We start from the raw sequence: 17,561 nt of genomic DNA, 5'->3' as shown, positions 1-17,561 counted from the left end.
ATGACTGAGCAGAACCGGGTCGCGCGGACCATCCCCCGGCGCGGCCGCGAGCGGAACCTGGTGGACGTCCGCCCCGACTGGCCCGGCGGGCCGCTGCCGGCGCTGGTGCGGGCCAACGTGCCCGACGTCGACCTGCCCGGCTGGCTGGCCGGCCACCGCGACGAGGTCGACGAGCTGGCCCGGCGCGCCGGGGCGGTGCTGTTCCGCGGCTTCGCCGTGGCCGGCGCCGACGACTTCCGCACCGTGATGACCGCCCTCTCCGGCGACGTGCTCTCCTACGGCGAACGCTCCTCACCGCGCAGCCAGGTCACCGAGGGCGTGTACACCTCCACCGAGCACCCGGCCGACCAGCCGATCGTGCTGCACAACGAGCAGTCGTACACGGTGAACTGGCCGCTGCGCATCGTCTTCCACTGCGAGGTCGAGCCGGGCGCCGGCGGGCGCACCCCTCTCGCGGACAGCCGCCGCGTGCTGGCCCGGCTCCGCCCGGAGACGGTCGCCGCATTCGAGCGGCGCGGCGTGCTCTACCGGCGCAACTACCTGCCCGGCATCAGCCTGTCCTGGCAGACCGCGTTCCAGACCGAGCGGCGCGAGGACGTCGAGGCGTACTGCGCCCGGGCGCTGATCGACGTGGAGTGGGTCGGCGACCGGCAGCTGCGCACCCGGCAGGTCCGCCCGGCGGTACGCCGCCACCCGGTCACCGGGGAGCGGACCTGGTTCAACCACGCGCTGTTCTTCCACGTCACCTCGCTGCCCGACGACGTCAGCGCCGGCCTGCGCGCCGCCCTCAGCGAGGAGGACCTGCCCTACCAGACCGCGTACGGCGACGGCACGCCCATCCCCGACGACGTGCTGGCCGAGCTGCGGGCCGCGTACGCGGCGGAGACCCGCTCCTTCGCCTGGCAGCGCGGCGACGTGCTGCTGGTGGAGAACATGCTGGCCGCGCACGCGCGGGAGCCGTTCACCCCGCCCCGGCGGATCCTCACCGCGATGTCCGACCCGGTCGCCGCGCCCGAGCTGACCGAGGCGCTGCGTGCGGACACCGTCCCGGCGGGAGGCCAGGCATGAGCGGGCCGGGGCCGCGGCGGCGCTCCACCGGCACCGCCACCGCGCCGGTGACCCGGCGGGTGCTCGTCGACGAGGAGTTCGTGCTGCTCGTCGAGGCCGCCGTGCCCGACCTCGACCTGGCCGCCTGGCTCGCCGGTCGTCACGAGGAACTGCTGGCCGACCTGGACCGCCACGGCGCGGTGTTCTTCCGCGGCTTCGACGTGCGCACCGCCGACGACTTCAGCGTGGCCGCCCGGGCGGTCAGCCCGGACCTGCTCGGCTACCTGGAGCGGGCCGCCCCCCGGCGCGAGGTCGCCGACCGCGTCTTCACCTCCACCGAGTTCAACGCCGAGCAGTGGATCCCGCTGCACCACGAGATGTCGTACTCGCACAACTGGCCCACCCTCCTCTACTTCTGGTGCGCGCAGCCGGCCACCGGCAGCGGCGGGGCCACCCCGCTGGCCAGCGAACGGGTCATCACGCCGCTGATACCGGCCGACGTGCGGGAGCGGTTCCTCCGCGACGGTGTCAGCTACGTGCGCAACTACGGTCCGCACCTGGACCTGCCCTGGCAGGAGGCGTTCCAGACCACCGACCGGGCGGAGGTGGAGGCGTACTGCGCGGCCTCGGCGACCGAGTTCACCTGGCTGGGCGGGGACGGGCTGCGGACGCGGGCCCGGCGGCAGGCGGTCGCCACGCACCCGCGTACCGGGGAGACCGTCTGGTTCAACCACGCCCACCTGTTCCACGTCTCCAACATGCCGGCCGAGGTGTCCGCCGCGCTGCTGCGCGAGTACGGCCCGGACGGGCTGCCCCGCAACGCCTACTACGGCGACGGCGAGGCGATCCCCGACGAGGTGGTCACCGGCATCCGCGAGCTGTACCGGCAGCACGCCGTCTCCGTGCCCTGGCAGCGCGGCGACGTGCTGGTGGTGGACAACTTCCTGGCCACCCACGGCCGGGAACCCTTCAGCGGCGACCGGCAGATCCTGGTCGCCATGTCCGACCTCTACGTCAACCGGAGTGTGTTGTGAACGGATACCGTCTGTCGCCGATCCAGCGCCTGGCCTGGGCCGGGAAGCAGGACCTGGTCCGGGCGCGCGTCCGGCTCGACCGGCCGTTGGACCGGGCCCGGTTGCAGGCCGCCGTCGACACGGTGGTGGCCCGGCACGAGGCGCTGCGGCTGACCCTGGTGCACCACCCCGGGCTGCGAGTGCCGTTGCAGGACGTGGACGACGCCCGCGCCGTGACGGTCGGGGCGCAGGGCGACCTGTCGGTCACGCTGACCGACGACGCGCTGGAACTGGCCGCCACCCCGCTGATCGCTGACCCGGCCAGCCTGCGGCTGATCCTCGCCGACCTGGCCCGGGCCTACGCGGGCGAGACGCTGCCGGAGGACCCGGAGGCGTTGCAGTTCCTCGACGTCGCCGAGTGGCAGCTGGAGGAGCGCGAGCAGGCCCCGGCCGCGGGACCGGCCGCGCCGGCCGCCCGGCTGGTCACCCCGCACGGCGACGACCCGAGCGCGGTCGCCACCGCGACGGTGCCCGCCGCCGCGCTGGCCGACGTCGCCCGGGCCGCGGGCGTCGAGCCGGGCACCGTGCTGCTCGCCGCCTGGGTCCTCGCCGTGTCCCGCCGCGCCGAGGCGCCGGACGGGGCCGACGAGGCGGACCTGGTGCTGGCCCGGTGGAGCGACGGCCGGCAGGCCGACGGCACCGCCGAGGTGGTGGGCCCGCTGGGCGGCTACGGCCCACTCCGGCTGGCCCTGCCGCTGCCGGACGCCCCCGCCGACCTGCTGGCGGGCGTCCGCGCCGCCGAGGTCGCTGCCGACGAGAGGTTCCACCTGGTCGACCCGGTGGACGAGCAGTCCGGTGCCGTTGCCGGCTTCGCGCTGCTGCCCGCCGTGGACGCGTCCACCGTGGCCGGTCTCGGTGCCGCCACGGTGACGGTCGCCGACCCGGCGCCGGCCGGCGGCCCGCAGCTCACCGCGCTGGCCGACGGCGACCGGGTCACCCTGCGGGTGGTCGGCGGGCAGTGGCTGCTCGACTCGCTGCTGGCCGTGCTTCGCACCCTGCCCACCGCGCTCACCGACGCCACCCCGATCGCCGTGCTCGGCGACGGGGAGGCCCGCTGGCTGGCCGACGCCGCCGGGACACCGTCCGAGGCGTCCGGGCGTACCCTCGTGGACCTGCTCGACGCGGGCCTCGCCGGGATGGCCGCCGGTGCCCCGGCGGTGGTCGCCGCCGACGGCGCGTACACCGCTGGTGAGCTGCGCGAACGGGCCGCCCGGGTGGCCGGCGCCCTCGCGGCGCGCGGCCTGGCCGGCGCCCCGGTCGGGGTGCTGGCCACCCGGTCCCGGGAGACCGTCGTGGCGTTCCTCGGCGTGCTGCGGGCCGGGGCGGTGTTCGTGCCGCTGGACCCGGCCGCCCCGGCCCCGCGCCTCGCCGCCCAGCTCCGGGCGGTCGGCGCGGAGGTCGTGATCGGCGCCGGGAGCCCGGCGACCGTGACGGTCGCGGACCTGGTCGCGGCCGGCGACCCGCCGCCCGCCGCGGCGCCGGCGCCGGCCGACCCCGCCTACGTCATCTTCACCTCCGGCTCCACCGGCACGCCCCGCCCGGTGCGGGTGTCGCACGGCGCCGCCGCGCACCTGGCCGGCGCGCTGGAACAGACCGTGTACGCGGGCAGCCGCCCCGGCCTGCGGGTGGCCGTGAACGCGCCGCTCACCTTCGACGCCTCGATCAAGCAGCTCGTGCAGCTCGGCCAGGGGCGGGGCCTCTACCTGGTGCCCGAGGAGGTCCGCCGGGACGGGGCGGCCCTCGCCGCCGCGCTGGCCGACAACGGCGTCGACGTGCTCGACCTGACCCCCGCCCAGCTGCGCATCCTGCTCGCGGGCGCCGGGGACACCCGGCTGCCCGGCCTGCTGCTGCTCGGCGGCGAGGCCGTCGCGCCGGACCTGTGGGAGACGGTGGCCGCGCTGCCCGGCGTGCGCGCCGTCAACCTGTACGGACCCACCGAGTGCACGGTGGACACCAGCGCCGCGGAGATCCGCGCCGGGGACGCCCCGACCATCGGCCGGCCGCTGCCCGGCGTCGGGGTCTGGGTGCTCGACGAGCGGCTGCGGCCGGTGCCGCCGGGCGTGGCCGGGGAACTGTGCGTCAGCGGCCCGCAGCTCGCCGACGGCTACCTGGGCGACCCGGAGACCACGGCACGGCGCTTCGTCGAGGTGGCCCTGCCGTCCGGTGGCACCGCGCGGGTCTACCGGACCGGCGACCGGGTCCGCTTCGACACCGACCGGCGGCTGCGCTACCTGGGCCGACTCGACGACCAGGTGAAGATCCACGGGTTCCGGGTGGAGCCGGGCGAGGTGGCCGCCGTCCTGCGCGGGCACCCCGAGGTCGCCGACGCCGCCGTGCTCGCCCGCGACGACGACGGGTACGGCGACCGGCTCGTCGCCTACGTCCGGCCCGGCGAGCGGCCGGCCACGACCGTCGACGTCGACCGGATCGCGGGGGTCAACCCGCACGAGACCCGCTACCTGTACGACGAGATCTTCGTCCAGCAGGTCTACCTGCGCGACGGCATCGTGCTGCGGCCGGGGGCCACCGTGCTCGACGTGGGCGCGAACATCGGCATGTTCTCGCTCTTCGTCCACGCGGTCTGTCCGGACGCGACGATCCACGCGTTCGAGCCGGTGCCGTCCGTGGTCGACGTGCTGCGCCGCAACGTCGCCGAGTTCGGCGTGCCGGCCACCGTGCACGGGTTCGGGCTGTCCCGGGCCGCCGGGGAGGTGTCCTTCACCTACTACCCCGGCTACTCGATGATGTCCGGCCACGCCGCGTACGCCGACCCGGACGCCGAGGTCGCGGTGATCAAGCGGTTCCTGACCAACGAGCGGGACGCGGGCGCGGACGAGCGGGACGTCCTGCTCGGGCGGGTCGACGAGCTGCTCGCCGAGCGCTTCGCGGGCCAGCGGCTCACCGTGCCGGTGCGGCCGCTCTCGGCGGTCCTGGACGAGCTCGCCCCGGAGCGGGTCGACCTGCTGAAGATCGACGTGCAGCGGGCCGAGGCGGACGTGCTGGCCGGGCTGGAGGACCGGCACTGGCCGCTGATCGCGCAGGTCGCCATGGAGGTGCACGACGCGCCCGGCGCCGACACCGCGGGCCGGCTCGCCGAGCTGACCGCCCTCTTCGAGGCGCGCGGCTTCACCGTGGTCACCCGGCAGGACGACCTGCTGGCCGGCACCGACCGGCACACGCTGCACGCCGTGCGCCCCGGGTACGCGGCCGACCCGCGTCCGGCCGTGGTCACCGCGGCCGCACCGGCGGCCGGCCCGCTGCCCGAGCGGCTGTCCGGCTGGCTGGCCGACCGGCTCCCCGCCCACCTGCTCCCGGCCGCGGTGGTGCTGCTCGACGAGCTGCCGCTGACCCGCAACGGCAAGCTCGACCGGGCCGCGCTGCCCGCGCCGCGCCTGGGCCGGCCCGGCGCCGGTGCGGGTGTCTCCCCCGCCAACCGGGCCGAGGAGATCCTGGTCGAGGCGTGGCGCGAAGTGCTCGGCGTGGCGGACTTCGGGGTGACGGACAGCTTCTTCGCCCTGGGCGGCGACTCGATCCGCAGCATCCAGATGCAGGTGGCGGCGCAGAAGCGGGGACTGTCCTTCCAGCTCAACGACATCTTCACCCACCAGACGATCCGGGAGCTGGTCGAGCACGGGAAGCTCACCGTCGACGGTGTCGAGACCGGGCCCGGCGCGGCGGAGACCGGGCGGTTCGCCCTGGTGTCGGCCGCCGACCGGGAGCGGCTGCCCGACGGGCTCGCCGACGCGTACCCGATGACCGCGCTCCAGCAGGGCATGGTCTACCACGGCGAGCTGACCGGCGACCCGGCCATGTACCACAACGTCACCGCGCACCGGATCGCCGCGCCGCTGGACGCGGCGGCGCTGCGCCGCGCGCTGGCCGGGCTGGTGGCCGCCCATCCGGTGCTGCGCACCGGCTTCGCGCTGGGCACGTACTCCGAGCCGTTGCAGCTCGTGCACGCGGAGGTGCCGGTCGAGGTGCCGGTGACCGACCTGTCCGGCGCCGACCCGCAGGCCCGCCGCGCGCGGATCGACGACCTCGTCGCCGAGGAGCGGGTACGCCCCTTCGACTGGGACCGCCCGCCGCTGCTGCGGCTGCACGCCCTGCGGGAGGACGCCGACGCGTTCACGCTGCTCGTGGCCGAGTACCACGGCATCCTCGACGGCTGGAGCCTGCACCGGTTCCTCACCGACCTGCTCGCCGCGTACGACGGCGAACGAGCCGGCGAGGCCCGCCCGGCCGGGACGGGCCTGCCGTTCCGCGAGTACGTGGCGGCCGAACGGCGTGCCCTGGCCGACCCGGCCACCCGCCGGTTCTGGCTGGACGGGGCGGGCGCGGCCCGGCCGCTGCTGCTCGGCGGGGCGCAGCCGCGGACCACCACCACCCAGCGGGTGCCGCTGAAGGCGGGCACCACCGAGCTCGTCGGCGACGCGGCGCGGGCCGCCGGTGTCCCGGTGAAGTCCTGGCTGCTCGCCGCCCACCTGCGGCTCATCGGCGAGCTGGCCGGCCGGGACGACGTGGTCAGCGGCCTGGTCGTCGGCGGCCGGCCGGAGGGCGAGGGCAGCGACGCCACCCTGGGGTTGTTCCTCAACACCCTGCCGGTGCGCGTGGCGCTGGGCACCCGGTCCCCGGCCGAGCTGGCCGCCGAGGTGTGGCGGGCCGAGCGGGAGCTGATGGGGCACCACCGCTTCCCGCTCGCCGAGATCGTCCGCGCCGGCGGGGCCGGCCCCCTCTTCGACCACTTCTTCAACTGGACCCACTTCCCGCACGGCCCCGCCGACGGCGGCAGCCGCATCGTGGACAGCCGCGGCGTCACCGTCGACGTGGCGTTCAGCCTCGCCGTGGACGCCGAACTGGACGCCGGAACCGGGCGGCTGGCTCTCACCGTCCAGTACGACCACCGGCACGTCCCGGCGGAGCGGGTGGACGCCCTGGCCGACGGCTTCCGGCGGCTGCTGGCCGCCGACCCGGCCGCGCCCCTGCCGCCCGTCGCCCCCGCCGGGCCGGCGGCCGGCGACGAACGCGACGAGTGGGCCGCCCGGGTGGCGGGGGCCTGGCAGGAGGTGCTCGGTGCCGCGCCGCGCGACCCGGCCACCGACTTCCTGGCCGCGGGCGGGGACTCGCTGCGCGCCCTGCGGCTGGTCACCGTGCTGCGGCAGCGGCACGGCAGCGACCTCACGCTGCCCGAGTTCACGGCGCTGGGCAGCTATGGCGCGCTGGTGGACCGGGTGGCGCGCTCGTGACCGGTTTCAGCACGGCCGCCGTGCACGGCGACGACGGCCTGGTCCCCGGCGGGGCGGTAGCGCCGCCGATCGTGCAGAGCGCCACCTTCAGCGCCGAGTCCGACGAGCGGTTCACCGAGATCGCCACCGAGGCCCGGGGCAGCGCCTTCTACACCCGCTACGGCAATCCCAACCATGCCCAGGTGGCCGCCGTGGTCGCCGAGCTGGAGGGGGCGGAGACCGGCCTGGTCACCGCCTCCGGCATGGGCGCGATCAGCACGATCGCCCTGGCCCTGCTCTCCGCCGGCGACCACGTGGTGGTGCAGCGCAGCACGTACGGCGGCACCACCTCGCTGGCCACCGGCCTGCTGCCCCGCTTCGGGGTGTCCTGCACCCAGGTCGACCAGGCCGACAGCGGGGCGTTCGAGCGGGCGCTGCGCCCGGAGACCCGCCTGGTGCTGGTGGAGACGCCGAGCAACCCGCTGCTGGAGCTGACCGACCTGGCGGCCGTGGTCGCGTCGGCCCACGCGGCGGGCGCGCTGGTCGTGGTCGACAACACCTTCGCCACGCCGGTCAACCAGCGGCCGATCGGCGCCGGGGCGGACCTGGTCTGGCACAGCGGCACCAAGTTCCTCGGCGGTCACTCCGACGTGTCGGCCGGCGTCGTCGTCGGCGCCGCCGGGCTGGTCGAGCGGGTGTGGCGGACGGCGATCGTCACCGGCAGCACGCTGGGCCCGGTGGACGCCTGGCTGCTGCTGCGCGGCATCCGGACCCTGCCACTGCGGGTGCAGCGGCACAACGCCAACGCCCTCGCCCTGGCCCGGGCCCTGGAGGGGCACCCGGCGGTCGCCCGGGTCCGCTACCCGGGGCTGCCGTCGCATCCCCAGCACGATCTGGCGTGCCGGCAGATGACCGGTTTCGGCGGGGTGCTCGGCGTCGACCTGGCGGCGGGCCGGGCGGGGGCCGCCGCCCTTCTGGCCGGGCTGGGGCTGGCGAAACGCGCGGCCAGCCTCGGCAGCGTCAGCACGCTGGTGGTGCATCCCCGGTCGATGTGGGCGGGGATCGTGGACGCCGGCCGGCTGGCCGCCACCGGGATCGGAGAGGGGCTGGTCCGGGTGTCCACCGGCATCGAGGACACCGCCGACCTGGTGGACGACTTCCTGGCCGCGCTGGGCACGGTGCCGACCTGACGCCGGGCGTACGTCGGTGCATGGTCCGGGCGGCAACGGGAATCGGAGTGCCGCCAGCAGCACCGACGGACGCCAGGAGCCACGTCATGACGGACCTCTCGCCCACCGGGTCGCCGCCGCAGGGGGGCGACGGCGGCTTCGCCGTCGTCGAGATGTTCACCTCGCAGGGCTGCGAGAGCTGCCCGCCCGCCGAGGAGGTGCTGACCGAGATCGAGCGGGACGCCCGCAGGCGGGGCGAGCCCGTCTTCGCCCTGGGCTTCCACGTGGACTACTGGGACCACCTGGGCTGGCCCGACCCCTACGCCGCCGCGGCGTACACGGCGCGGCAGGAGGCGTACGCGCGGTCCTTCGGCACCGGGCACCTCTACACGCCGCAGATGGTGGTCAACGGCAGCGCCGAGTTCGTCGGCTCCGACCGGCGGCGGGCAGCCGAGGCCATCGCCTCCGCGCTGTCGTCGGCGGCCACCACGCCGCTCGCCCTGTCGGTCGGTGACGCGGGCGGCGGGCACGTGGCCGTGGACTACCGGGTCGACCGGCCGCCCGCGCGGGGCATGCTGCACGTGGCGGTCGTGGAGCGCGGCCTGGAGAACGACGTGCCCCGGGGCGAGAACGCCGGCCGCCGGCTGCGGCAGGACAACGTCGTACGGGCCTTCACCTCGGTCGGCGTGGCCGCCGGGGAGGGCCGGGTGGACCTGGCCGTGCCGCCGGATCTCGATCCCGCGCAGTCGTCGGTGATCGGCTACGTCCAGCAGGAGGGGGAACGGGCCGTCGTGGGCGCCGCAGCCGTCGGCGTGTCCGCCTGAGCCCGCGCGCGCCGCTCACCCGAGGAGCACGGCTGATGAGCATCGCCGAATCGGCGCGACCCGCGCCGAGGATCATCCTGTTCCTGCTCGCCTCGATCATCGTGTCCTTCGTGGCGGCGTCGGCGGCGCCGACCCCCCTGTACGCGATCTACCAGTCCCGCTGGCATTTCTCGCCGGTCACCACCACCGCGGTGTTCGCCGTGTACGCCGTCGCGGTGCTGGCCTCCCTGCTCACCGTCGGCAAGCTCTCCGACCACGTCGGGCGGCGCCCGGTCCTGCTGGCCGCGATCGCGGTCCAGATCCTCTCGCTGGTCATCTTCGTCCTCGCCGGCGGCGTACCCACGCTGGTGGCCGCCCGGATCGTGCAGGGCCTGGCGGCCGGCACCGCCACGGGCGCGGCGGCCGCCGCCATGCTCGACGTCGACCGGGCCCGCGGCACGCTCGCCAACTCGATCGCCCCGGGCATCGGCACCGGGGTCGGCGCGCTGCTCTCCGCGCTGCTCGTCCAGTTCCTGCCCGCGCCGACCCGACTGGTGTACGTCGTCCTGCTCGTGGTCCTGGTCGTACAGGGCGTCGGGGTCCTGCTCCTGCCGGAGACGGTCACGCCCATGGCGGGGGCGCTGCGGAGCCTGCGACCGGAGATCAAACTTCCCCGCGCGGTACGCGGGCCGCTGCTGGTCGTCGCCCCGGTCGCCTTCGCCGTCTGGGCCCTCGCGGGGTTCTTCGGCGCGCTCGGCCCGGCGCTCGTCCGCGCCCTCATGAACTCCTCGATCGTCGCCGGAGGGCTGAGCATCTTCGTCTTCGCCGTCTTCGGGTCCGCCGCCATCCTCGTGCTGCGCGACACCTCCGCCCGGCGGGTCATGCTCGTCGGGATCGCCGCGCTCGTCGTCGGCATGCTCATCACGCTGGTGTCGATCCGGGCGGAGTCCGTCGCCGGCTTCTTCGTGGGCCTGGCGTTCGGCGGCGTGGGCTTCGGGGGCGGCTTCCAGGGCAGCCTCAAGACCGTGACGCCGCTGGTCGAGGCGCACGAACGCGCCAGCGTGCTCTCCCTGCTCTACATCGTCTGCTACGTCGGCTTCGGCCTGCCCACCGTCGTCGCCGGGTTCCTCGTGGTCCACGGCGGCGGCCTGCGCCGGACCGCCGAGGAGTACGCCGTCGCCGTCATCGTGCTCGCCGTGGTCGCGCTGCTCGGGCTGCGCGGCACGGGCCGGGCGACCCGGGTGGGCGCGCGCTAGCGTCGGGGTGGTGCACAGCCCGTCCGGATCGGCCGCCCTGACCACGGCCGAACGCGCGATCGACGCCCGCTTCCGCACGGCCCTCGCCCGGCTCCCCCGGCACGGGCCGGCGGGCTGGCTGACCGAGTTCGCGGTCTTCGGGCTCAAGCAGGCGTGGGCCTGCGTCTTCGGTGGGGCGATGCTGGCGGTCATCTTCGCGGCGCAGCTCTGGTATCCGAGGGACGCGGCGTTCGCCCGCAACGACTTCCTGACGCTCGCGGCGGTCGCCATCCAGATCGCGATGGTGGCCGGACGCCTGGAGACCCTGCGCGAACTGCGGGTGGTGGTGCTGTTCCACCTCGTCGGCACGGCCATGGAATTGTTCAAGACCCAGGTGGGCTCCTGGTCCTATGCGCCCGACGGCCTGCTCAGGATCGGTGCCGTGCCCCTGTTCAGCGGCTTCATGTACGCCGCGGTCGGCTCCTACCTGGTCCGGGTGAACCGGCTGTTCGACCTGCGCTTCACCCGCTATCCGAGGCGCTGGGTGACGGCCCTGCTGGCCGTCGCCGTCTACGCGAACTTCTTCACCAACCACTACCTCGTCGACGTGCGGTGGCTGCTCATCGCCGCCGTCGCGCTCGTGTTCGGGCGCTGCGTCATGCAGTTCCGCATCTTCCGGTTCCGGTGGCGGATGCCGCTGCTGCTGGCCTTCCTCCTGGTCGCCTTCTTCATCTGGCTCGCCGAGAACATCGCCACCTGGTCGAACGCCTGGCTCTACCCGAGCCAGCTGGGCGGCTGGCACCCGGTCTCACCGGCGAAGCTCGCGTCGTGGTTCCTTCTCATGATCATTTCGGTGGTGCTGGTCACCTGGACCTCCCGGCCGCAGCCGCCGGAGGAAGGGGAACCTGGCCCTCGTCGCCCGGCTCGGCGGCCCGCGGCCATCGGGCGGTCGGGCAGGACTGGTGAACCATAGCCGGATTCGTCTCTTCCGATACCTTCCTATACTTCCACTGTGGGCACAGCATCCTTACTGGGCACCAGGTTCTCGTCCGGCGTGTTCGTCAGCCACACGAGCCGGGAGCGGAGTAAGAGTGAGCTGAGGCCCGACGACACCTTGAACCGGCACCGATATCGCAAGCGCTACCTGGGACACCTCCTGGACCAGTTGCCGGAGAGATTCGCGGCCCGGCAACTCGACGTGTGGATCGACCGTCGGGAGGTGGCGGCCGGCGACCAGTTCGAGCAGGCCGTCTGCCTGTCGCTCATCCGCTGCTCCGTGGCGGTCGTGCTGGTGGACGAGGATGCGCTGACCTCCGCGTACATGCAGGAGGAGGCGCGCCTGCTCGGCTGGCGCAAGATGCTCGAGCCGGACCTTCCGATCATCCCGGTGCTCCTGGGCAACGTCTCCGCCCTCGACTTCGCCAACAGCCCGCTCGGCAGTGCCGGGGGTCTCGCCGGCCTGTCGGTCCTGACCCCCACGAATCGCAAGATGAACCAGGCGGCTGCCCACCAGACCGCGACGGAGATCTGCGACCAGGTCGGTCTGGTTCCGCTTCCGGCCGGGGCGGTCCGCTGGGTGAACGACGTCGCCCACTTCATCTCGGCGGCGCCGGGACACGCTCTCGAAGAGGCGGCACGGACACTGGGGATCCGTCTCGACACGCTGCAGGGCCACCGGGAGAAGCACGCGCTGGTCGCCGCGGCACTGCTCAACAGCAGTCTGCCGGTCGCCTACCAGGTGATCAGGACCATCGCCGAGTACCTGCCGAGCGAGAGTCTGACGTCGGCCAAACGACGGCTCGTCCCGCTCTGGGTCGACCTCGACGACGCTCGGGCCCTGATGGGCGTCAGCGAGGCGCCGTCCCCACGCCGAATCGTGCATCTGATCGCCGGACGGCTGCTACCCGCCCAACACGCCGTCCTCCGCGCCAGCGCCTCACCGGACAGCGTCCAGATGGCACAGCTCAGCGGGGTGGCCGGCGAGGACATGGCCGGCGAACTCGTCGCGCGCTACGACGACCGGCTGCGGACGTCCATGCACTTCCATCCTGACGACGGCCCGGAGGATGTGGAGCGGTACCTCCGGGCGGAGAACACCGTCGCATTCGCGCTCATCAGGTGCGACCAGATCCCGGCGCGGGTCGTCAAGGAGGTCGTCCTCGAACTCATGCGACGTTTCCCCGGCATCGTCTTCGCTCTGGTGTCCGCGCAGCCGGCCGCGGAGCCGGGCGTCATTCGCGGACGCCGCATCCACCTGGCCGGAGACGACCAGAGCGACCGGCAGAACTGGCGCCTGATCCAACGTATCCGGGCCCTGAGCACCGAACTGGCGGACGCCGATGTCGACTGAGCCCACCACGTCCCACACCGACGCCGACCTGGCCGAGGCCCTCGACATCCTGGACAACCTCAGCGACAGCACGACCCCCGGCCCCGCTCGGCTCGGCGACTCGCGGTCCGGTGACGTCTACCTCGTCACCGACGAGATCGTGACGGCCCTGAAGGTGGCCCTGCTGACCGGTCGTCCGCTCCTCCTGGGCGGCCCGCCCGGCTGCGGGAAGTCCAGCCTGGCGAGTTACGTCGCCCGCAACCTCGGCGTCGTCTACCACGAGTTCGTCACCACGGACGACTCCCGGCCGGCCGACCTCACCTCCCGGCTGGACAGCGTGCGCCGGCTCGGCGACGCGCAGGCGCAGCGGCTCGCCCAGGGCTCCGGCCCGGCCTCGATCGCCCCGTACCTGGAACCGGGACCACTGTGGTGGGCCCTGAACCCGGAGTCGGCGGCCGCGCGCGGCCTGCAGGACATGCCGGAGCACGACATCGAACCGGCACGCCCTCCCGCGGGGCTGGTCGACCACAAGCCCGTACGACCGGGCGCCGTCCTGCTGATCGACGAGATCGACAAGGCGGACAGCGCCTTCTGCAACGGACTGCTCGTTCCCCTCGGCAGCCGGCAGACGTCCATTCCCGGCATCGACGTCACGGTCCTTCCCGCGCCCGACGCGCCAGGCTGGAGCCCGTTGACGATCATCACGACCAACAACGAGCGGGACCTTCCGGAGGCCTTCCTGCGGCGGTGTATCGTCCTCCGGCTTCCCGCGCCCGGGCCGGAGCGGCTGGTCGAGATCGCTGACCGCTACTTCCCCGACCTGTCGGCAGACCTGCGCTCGCTGGTCAGCGACCTCGCGCACCAGGTCGCGGGCACCTCCACCGACGATCGTCCGGTCAGCACGGCCGAGTTCCTGGATCTGGTGAAGGTCGTCCGGCACCTGACCGAGGCGGGGCGGCTGGACGAGAAGGTCCTCGCAACGATCAAGCGGATCACGTTGCACAAGCACGATCTGTACGGGCGCCGTGATCGTATGTGGTCCACATGACCCTGCGCGACGCCCTGCTCATCATCGCCCACCGGGACCGTCTGGCCGATCTCGACGGTGCCCTCGCGCTCGTCGGCGTCCGGATCGACGACGAGGCCGTGCCGCCGGCCGCTCTGACACCGGCGGCCGCCGATCCGGCCGACTTCCTCGGCGACGACGTCGACGACCTCGTCCACACCGTGGCCGCCGCCGACGGCTGGTCGGTCGACGAGGTCGGCACGGCGGAGAACTCCTTCGCGGCGGATCCGGGCCCGGCCGCCCCGTCCGGTCAGAAGGGCGCGCGACCCGGGCCGCATCGCACGAACGGTCCCGGCCGCAGCGCCCCCGCGAAACCGCTCGGAACGATCGCCGCCGTGCTCGACGCGCAGGTGGCGCCCGTCGACGACCAGAACCTCGCCCAACTTCCGCAGACCGCGCACCGGCCGGTGCCCCGCTCCGCCGTCGCGCGCCGGCGGACCGACTCGGCGTTCACGGTCCGCACCCTGTCCTCGACGCTGCACAGCCTGGTGCGGGTGTGGCGGCAGGGCACGGATCCGGACATGGAGGCGATCGTCACCGCGATCGCCACGATGGAACCGCTCGCCCAGGTCCCGACGGTGCAGCGGCTCGCCCCACCGGAGCGGATCTGCGTGCTCTGCGATCTCCAACTGCGGTCCGGGCCGTACCGGGACGACGTCCGCTTTCTGTTACGCGCCGTCCGCCGGCTGTTCAGCGACGGGAGACTGGAGTTCATGTCCTTCCGAGGATCGCCCGCACGCGGCTGCGGGACCGGGCCGGTGTGGACCTGGAAGCCGTACGAGGCACGCTCGAAGTTCGACATGACGATGGTCGTCGGCATCGGTGTGGCGACGCGGGAGGGCGATCCGGAGGATCTGCACCGGTTCGCCATGTCCCTTATGAGCAGCGGCCAGCAGGTCTGCACGGTGCTGATCGGCGCCACGCCGCTGACACCCACGGCCCGGCCGTACCCGCAGCTTCTCGTCCGGGACTGAGCGGCGTGCCGGCGGCTTGGGTCGAGTCCCTGTCCGGCGGGCTCGAATGGGACCCCTCACCGGCGACGACGCTCGGCATCCTGGTGAGCGGTCCACCGCTCGCACCGTTCCCCCTGATCCGGCAGGCCCGCCGCGCCCTCCTGGGCCCGGGCACCCTGCACATCGAGGCCGAACTCTGCGAGAGCGACATCGTCGAGGCGGTCTCCAAGGACGGTGTCGAACTCAACGCCGAGTTCCGGGCGACGGCGCGCGAGGCGCTCAGACGGGAGGTCCTTTCCGGTGCAGCGCCCGTGGCGGACCTGCGCGCCGCCATTCGGTGCGACGACCTGGGCATGAGCCCGTTGCTGCTGCTCGAGGAACAGTTGGTCTGGGCCTACATCAGCCAGGCCGACCCGAGGCAGGACTGCGACCGGCTGCTCACCGACTGCCTGCTCACCATCGCCCGTGAGGACCGCCGGCGCATCCTCGACTGGGCCGCCGGTGCGCTGTGCCGGTTGCCGGACGGCGCCCTGGAAACCCCCTCCGCGTGGCTGCTCAGCGAGGTGTGCCTGGCCCTGCACCGCGAGACGCGGCGCCTGCCACCACCGCCGATGGAGAGCATGCCGTCCGGACCGGTGCAGGAGATCCTCCGGCTCGTGCCCTCGGCCCTGGTGGGCTTCTACCGCAACGGGACCACGATCCAGCTCGGCGCCATCGGCCGGCAGAAGCGGATCGCGTTCCCCGTACCGGCGATCGCGCTGCGCCCGGTCACGGTGACCTGGACGGAGGCCACACCGCCCGGCGAGGCCGAGCAGCGCCCGTCGGGCGCCCCGCAGCGGGACCGTGCGGTGACCGTCGACATCGCGGACGGCACCGTGGAGATCCCGGTCGGCTCGGGGCCGGTGCGGCTGCGCAACGCCGCCGGCGCGACGGTCGACCTGGAGGCGTTCGACCCGGGCGATCAGCCACCGGAGCTGGTCAAGGTCGACGGCATGCTCGATCTCCTGGAGGAGGCCTGGCGGGGCTCTCGTCCGCTCAGCGCCCAGATCGTCCGGGCGATGTCGCCGACGGGGGTCATCGTCCGGTTCCACGAGGCGTGGCCGATCAGCGGCTACCTGCGGTTCGAGCTCGGCTGGGTCGAGGACGAGGGGCTGCGGACCCGCCAGCTGGTCGGCGAGGACGTCGAGGTCCGGATCAGCAACTTCGACCGTCGGCTCCAGCGCATCATGTGCCGGCCGGCATCCATTTCGACGGGGATCCTGGCGCCGGGACTGGAGCTGGTCGGCCGCTTCGTGAAAGCGGTCGACTTCGGCATCTTCGTGAAGGTTCCCACCACGAGCGTCGGCTTCGGAGGGCCGACGGCCACCGGCCTCGTCCACGAGTCCGTGTTCCCGCAGGGGTGGCGGCGCAACGGACCACCGGCGTTCGAGCCAGGAGATTCGCTGGAGGTGCGGGTCCTGGCGGTGGATCCGGAGACCCACCGGATCACCTTGGACCTCCGCGTTGACGCGCTGCTGTCGGAGCATCCGGTGGGCGCGGTCGTGCCGGGTCGGGTGACCAACATCGCGAACTTCGGCGCCTTCGTGCACCTGCCGTCCGGCATGGACGGGCTGCTCCATGTGAGTCAGATCGCCGCCGGCCGGGTGCTGCGGGTCGGCGACACGGTCACCGTGCGGGTGGCGGAGATCGACTACGCCAGACGGCGCATCTCGCTGTCCACCGAGCCCCCACTCCCGCCGGGCGCACCGGCCCGCACCGCCATGCTGACGCCCGGTGACGTGACGGCCATCGCGCCGCAGGCAGCGTCGAGCGCCGACGTCGAGCGGTACGAGGCGGTCGCCGAGTTCATCCGCCGGACACTGCGGGAGTTCGACGGCCCGATGCGGCTCACCGAACTCGCCAAGGCGGTGCGGGACGAGTTCGGCCCCGGGATCGGCAGCACGTGGCTGGGCTACGAGAAGTTCGGGACCATGCTGCTCGGGCTGGTCCCGGAGGTGCTGCTCGACGCGCAGGGCCCGGGCCACGCCCGGCTGACGTGAGCGTGGTGTCGTCGGCGGCTCCGGCCACGGGTCTGGCGACCGGTACCGCCGTTCGGCACACTGTGCCGATGGACGTCAGGACGATCTTCACGAGATACCTCGGCGCCGCCACGACGTCGATCGACACGGTTCGTCCGACGTTGTGGAGCCCGACCGTCGACGCCGCGAGTTACGCCGGCGGCAAGGACTACCAGCAGGCGGTCCTGGAGCAGTACAAGCTGTACGCGGAGATGGCGGACCGCATCAGCGCGCGGCGCAGCCTGACCAACACCTTCTTCCTCACCTTGAACACCGCTGCGTTCGCCCTCGTCGGCACGTTCTGGAAGGACCGGCCGGTGGCCTCGCCCTGGCTGCTGGTGTTTCCCGTGCTCGCCCTGGTCGTGCAGTGCGTCGCCTGGTTCTTCATCGTCCGCTCATACCGCCAGCTCAACTCGGCGAAGTACGTCGTGATCGGCCTGCTGGAGGAGCGGCTCCCCGCCTCGCCGTACTGGCGGGCGGAGTGGAAGGCCCTGGGCGAGGGGAAGGACAAGGCGAAGTACTGGCCGCTGACCCATCTGGAGCAGTGGGTGCCGGCCGTCTTCGCGGCCACGTACGTCGCCGCCTTCGTCGTGGCCGTCGCCTGACC

The 17,561-nt window shown here is 73.7% G+C and carries 12 protein-coding genes; all 12 read left to right on the top strand.

All coding sequences use genetic code 11. From position 1 onward, the window contains the following. Positions 1–1,068: a TauD/TfdA family dioxygenase gene (locus ABZW14_RS23155; RefSeq protein WP_355350078.1), complete on the top strand. Its 1,068-nt coding sequence runs from the start codon at positions 1–3 to the stop codon at positions 1,066–1,068. After that, a complete protein-coding gene (locus ABZW14_RS23150) occupies positions 1,065–2,081 on the top strand; it encodes a TauD/TfdA family dioxygenase (RefSeq protein ID WP_355350075.1) in 1,017 nt (338 codons plus the stop codon). Before ABZW14_RS23155 ends, ABZW14_RS23150 begins: the two co-directional genes overlap by 4 nt. Then, positions 2,078–7,363, top strand: coding sequence for an amino acid adenylation domain-containing protein (locus tag ABZW14_RS23145; protein ID WP_355350072.1), 5,286 nt, complete (start codon positions 2,078–2,080; stop codon positions 7,361–7,363). The genes ABZW14_RS23150 and ABZW14_RS23145 overlap by 4 nt, the downstream gene beginning before the upstream one ends. Continuing rightward, positions 7,360–8,532 carry an aminotransferase class I/II-fold pyridoxal phosphate-dependent enzyme gene (locus tag ABZW14_RS23140; RefSeq protein ID WP_355350069.1) on the top strand — a complete coding sequence of 391 codons (1,173 nt, stop codon included), beginning with the start codon at positions 7,360–7,362 and terminating at the stop codon, positions 8,530–8,532. The genes ABZW14_RS23145 and ABZW14_RS23140 overlap by 4 nt, the downstream gene beginning before the upstream one ends. Positions 8,533–8,618: 86 nt before the next feature. After that, positions 8,619–9,335 carry a DUF1223 domain-containing protein gene (locus tag ABZW14_RS23135; RefSeq protein WP_355350066.1) on the top strand — a complete coding sequence of 239 codons (717 nt, stop codon included), beginning with the start codon at positions 8,619–8,621 and terminating at the stop codon, positions 9,333–9,335. 35 nt (positions 9,336–9,370) lie between these two features. Continuing rightward, the gene (locus tag ABZW14_RS23130; RefSeq protein WP_355350063.1) at positions 9,371–10,570 is read left to right on the top strand and encodes an MFS transporter; all 1,200 of its coding nucleotides are present in this window, start codon (positions 9,371–9,373) and stop codon (positions 10,568–10,570) included. A 10-nt stretch (positions 10,571–10,580) separates the two neighbouring features. Continuing rightward, positions 10,581–11,522 (top strand): DUF817 domain-containing protein, encoded by a 942-nt coding sequence (locus ABZW14_RS23125; RefSeq protein WP_355350061.1) that lies wholly within the window; start codon positions 10,581–10,583, stop codon positions 11,520–11,522. Positions 11,523–11,561: 39 nt separating this feature from the next. Next, positions 11,562–12,899, top strand: coding sequence for a toll/interleukin-1 receptor domain-containing protein (locus ABZW14_RS23120; RefSeq protein ID WP_355350058.1), 1,338 nt, complete (start codon positions 11,562–11,564; stop codon positions 12,897–12,899). Beyond that, the gene (locus ABZW14_RS23115; RefSeq protein ID WP_355350056.1) at positions 12,889–13,926 is read left to right on the top strand and encodes an AAA family ATPase; all 1,038 of its coding nucleotides are present in this window, start codon (positions 12,889–12,891) and stop codon (positions 13,924–13,926) included. Before ABZW14_RS23120 ends, ABZW14_RS23115 begins: the two co-directional genes overlap by 11 nt. Beyond that, the gene (locus tag ABZW14_RS23110; RefSeq protein WP_355350053.1) at positions 13,923–14,918 is read left to right on the top strand and encodes a hypothetical protein; all 996 of its coding nucleotides are present in this window, start codon (positions 13,923–13,925) and stop codon (positions 14,916–14,918) included. Before ABZW14_RS23115 ends, ABZW14_RS23110 begins: the two co-directional genes overlap by 4 nt. An 83-nt stretch (positions 14,919–15,001) precedes the next feature. Beyond that, positions 15,002–16,936, top strand: coding sequence for a S1 RNA-binding domain-containing protein (locus ABZW14_RS23105; protein ID WP_355350050.1), 1,935 nt, complete (start codon positions 15,002–15,004; stop codon positions 16,934–16,936). A 68-nt stretch (positions 16,937–17,004) separates the two neighbouring features. Further along, positions 17,005–17,559: a hypothetical protein gene (locus ABZW14_RS23100; RefSeq protein WP_355350047.1), complete on the top strand. Its 555-nt coding sequence runs from the start codon at positions 17,005–17,007 to the stop codon at positions 17,557–17,559. Positions 17,560–17,561: the final 2 nt, after the last annotated feature.

Origin of the sequence: Micromonospora sp. NPDC004551 (assembly GCF_040609975.1) — a bacterium.
Taxonomy (GTDB): domain Bacteria; phylum Actinomycetota; class Actinomycetes; order Mycobacteriales; family Micromonosporaceae; genus Micromonospora.
This window is presented reverse-complemented; position numbering and strand designations above follow the sequence as displayed.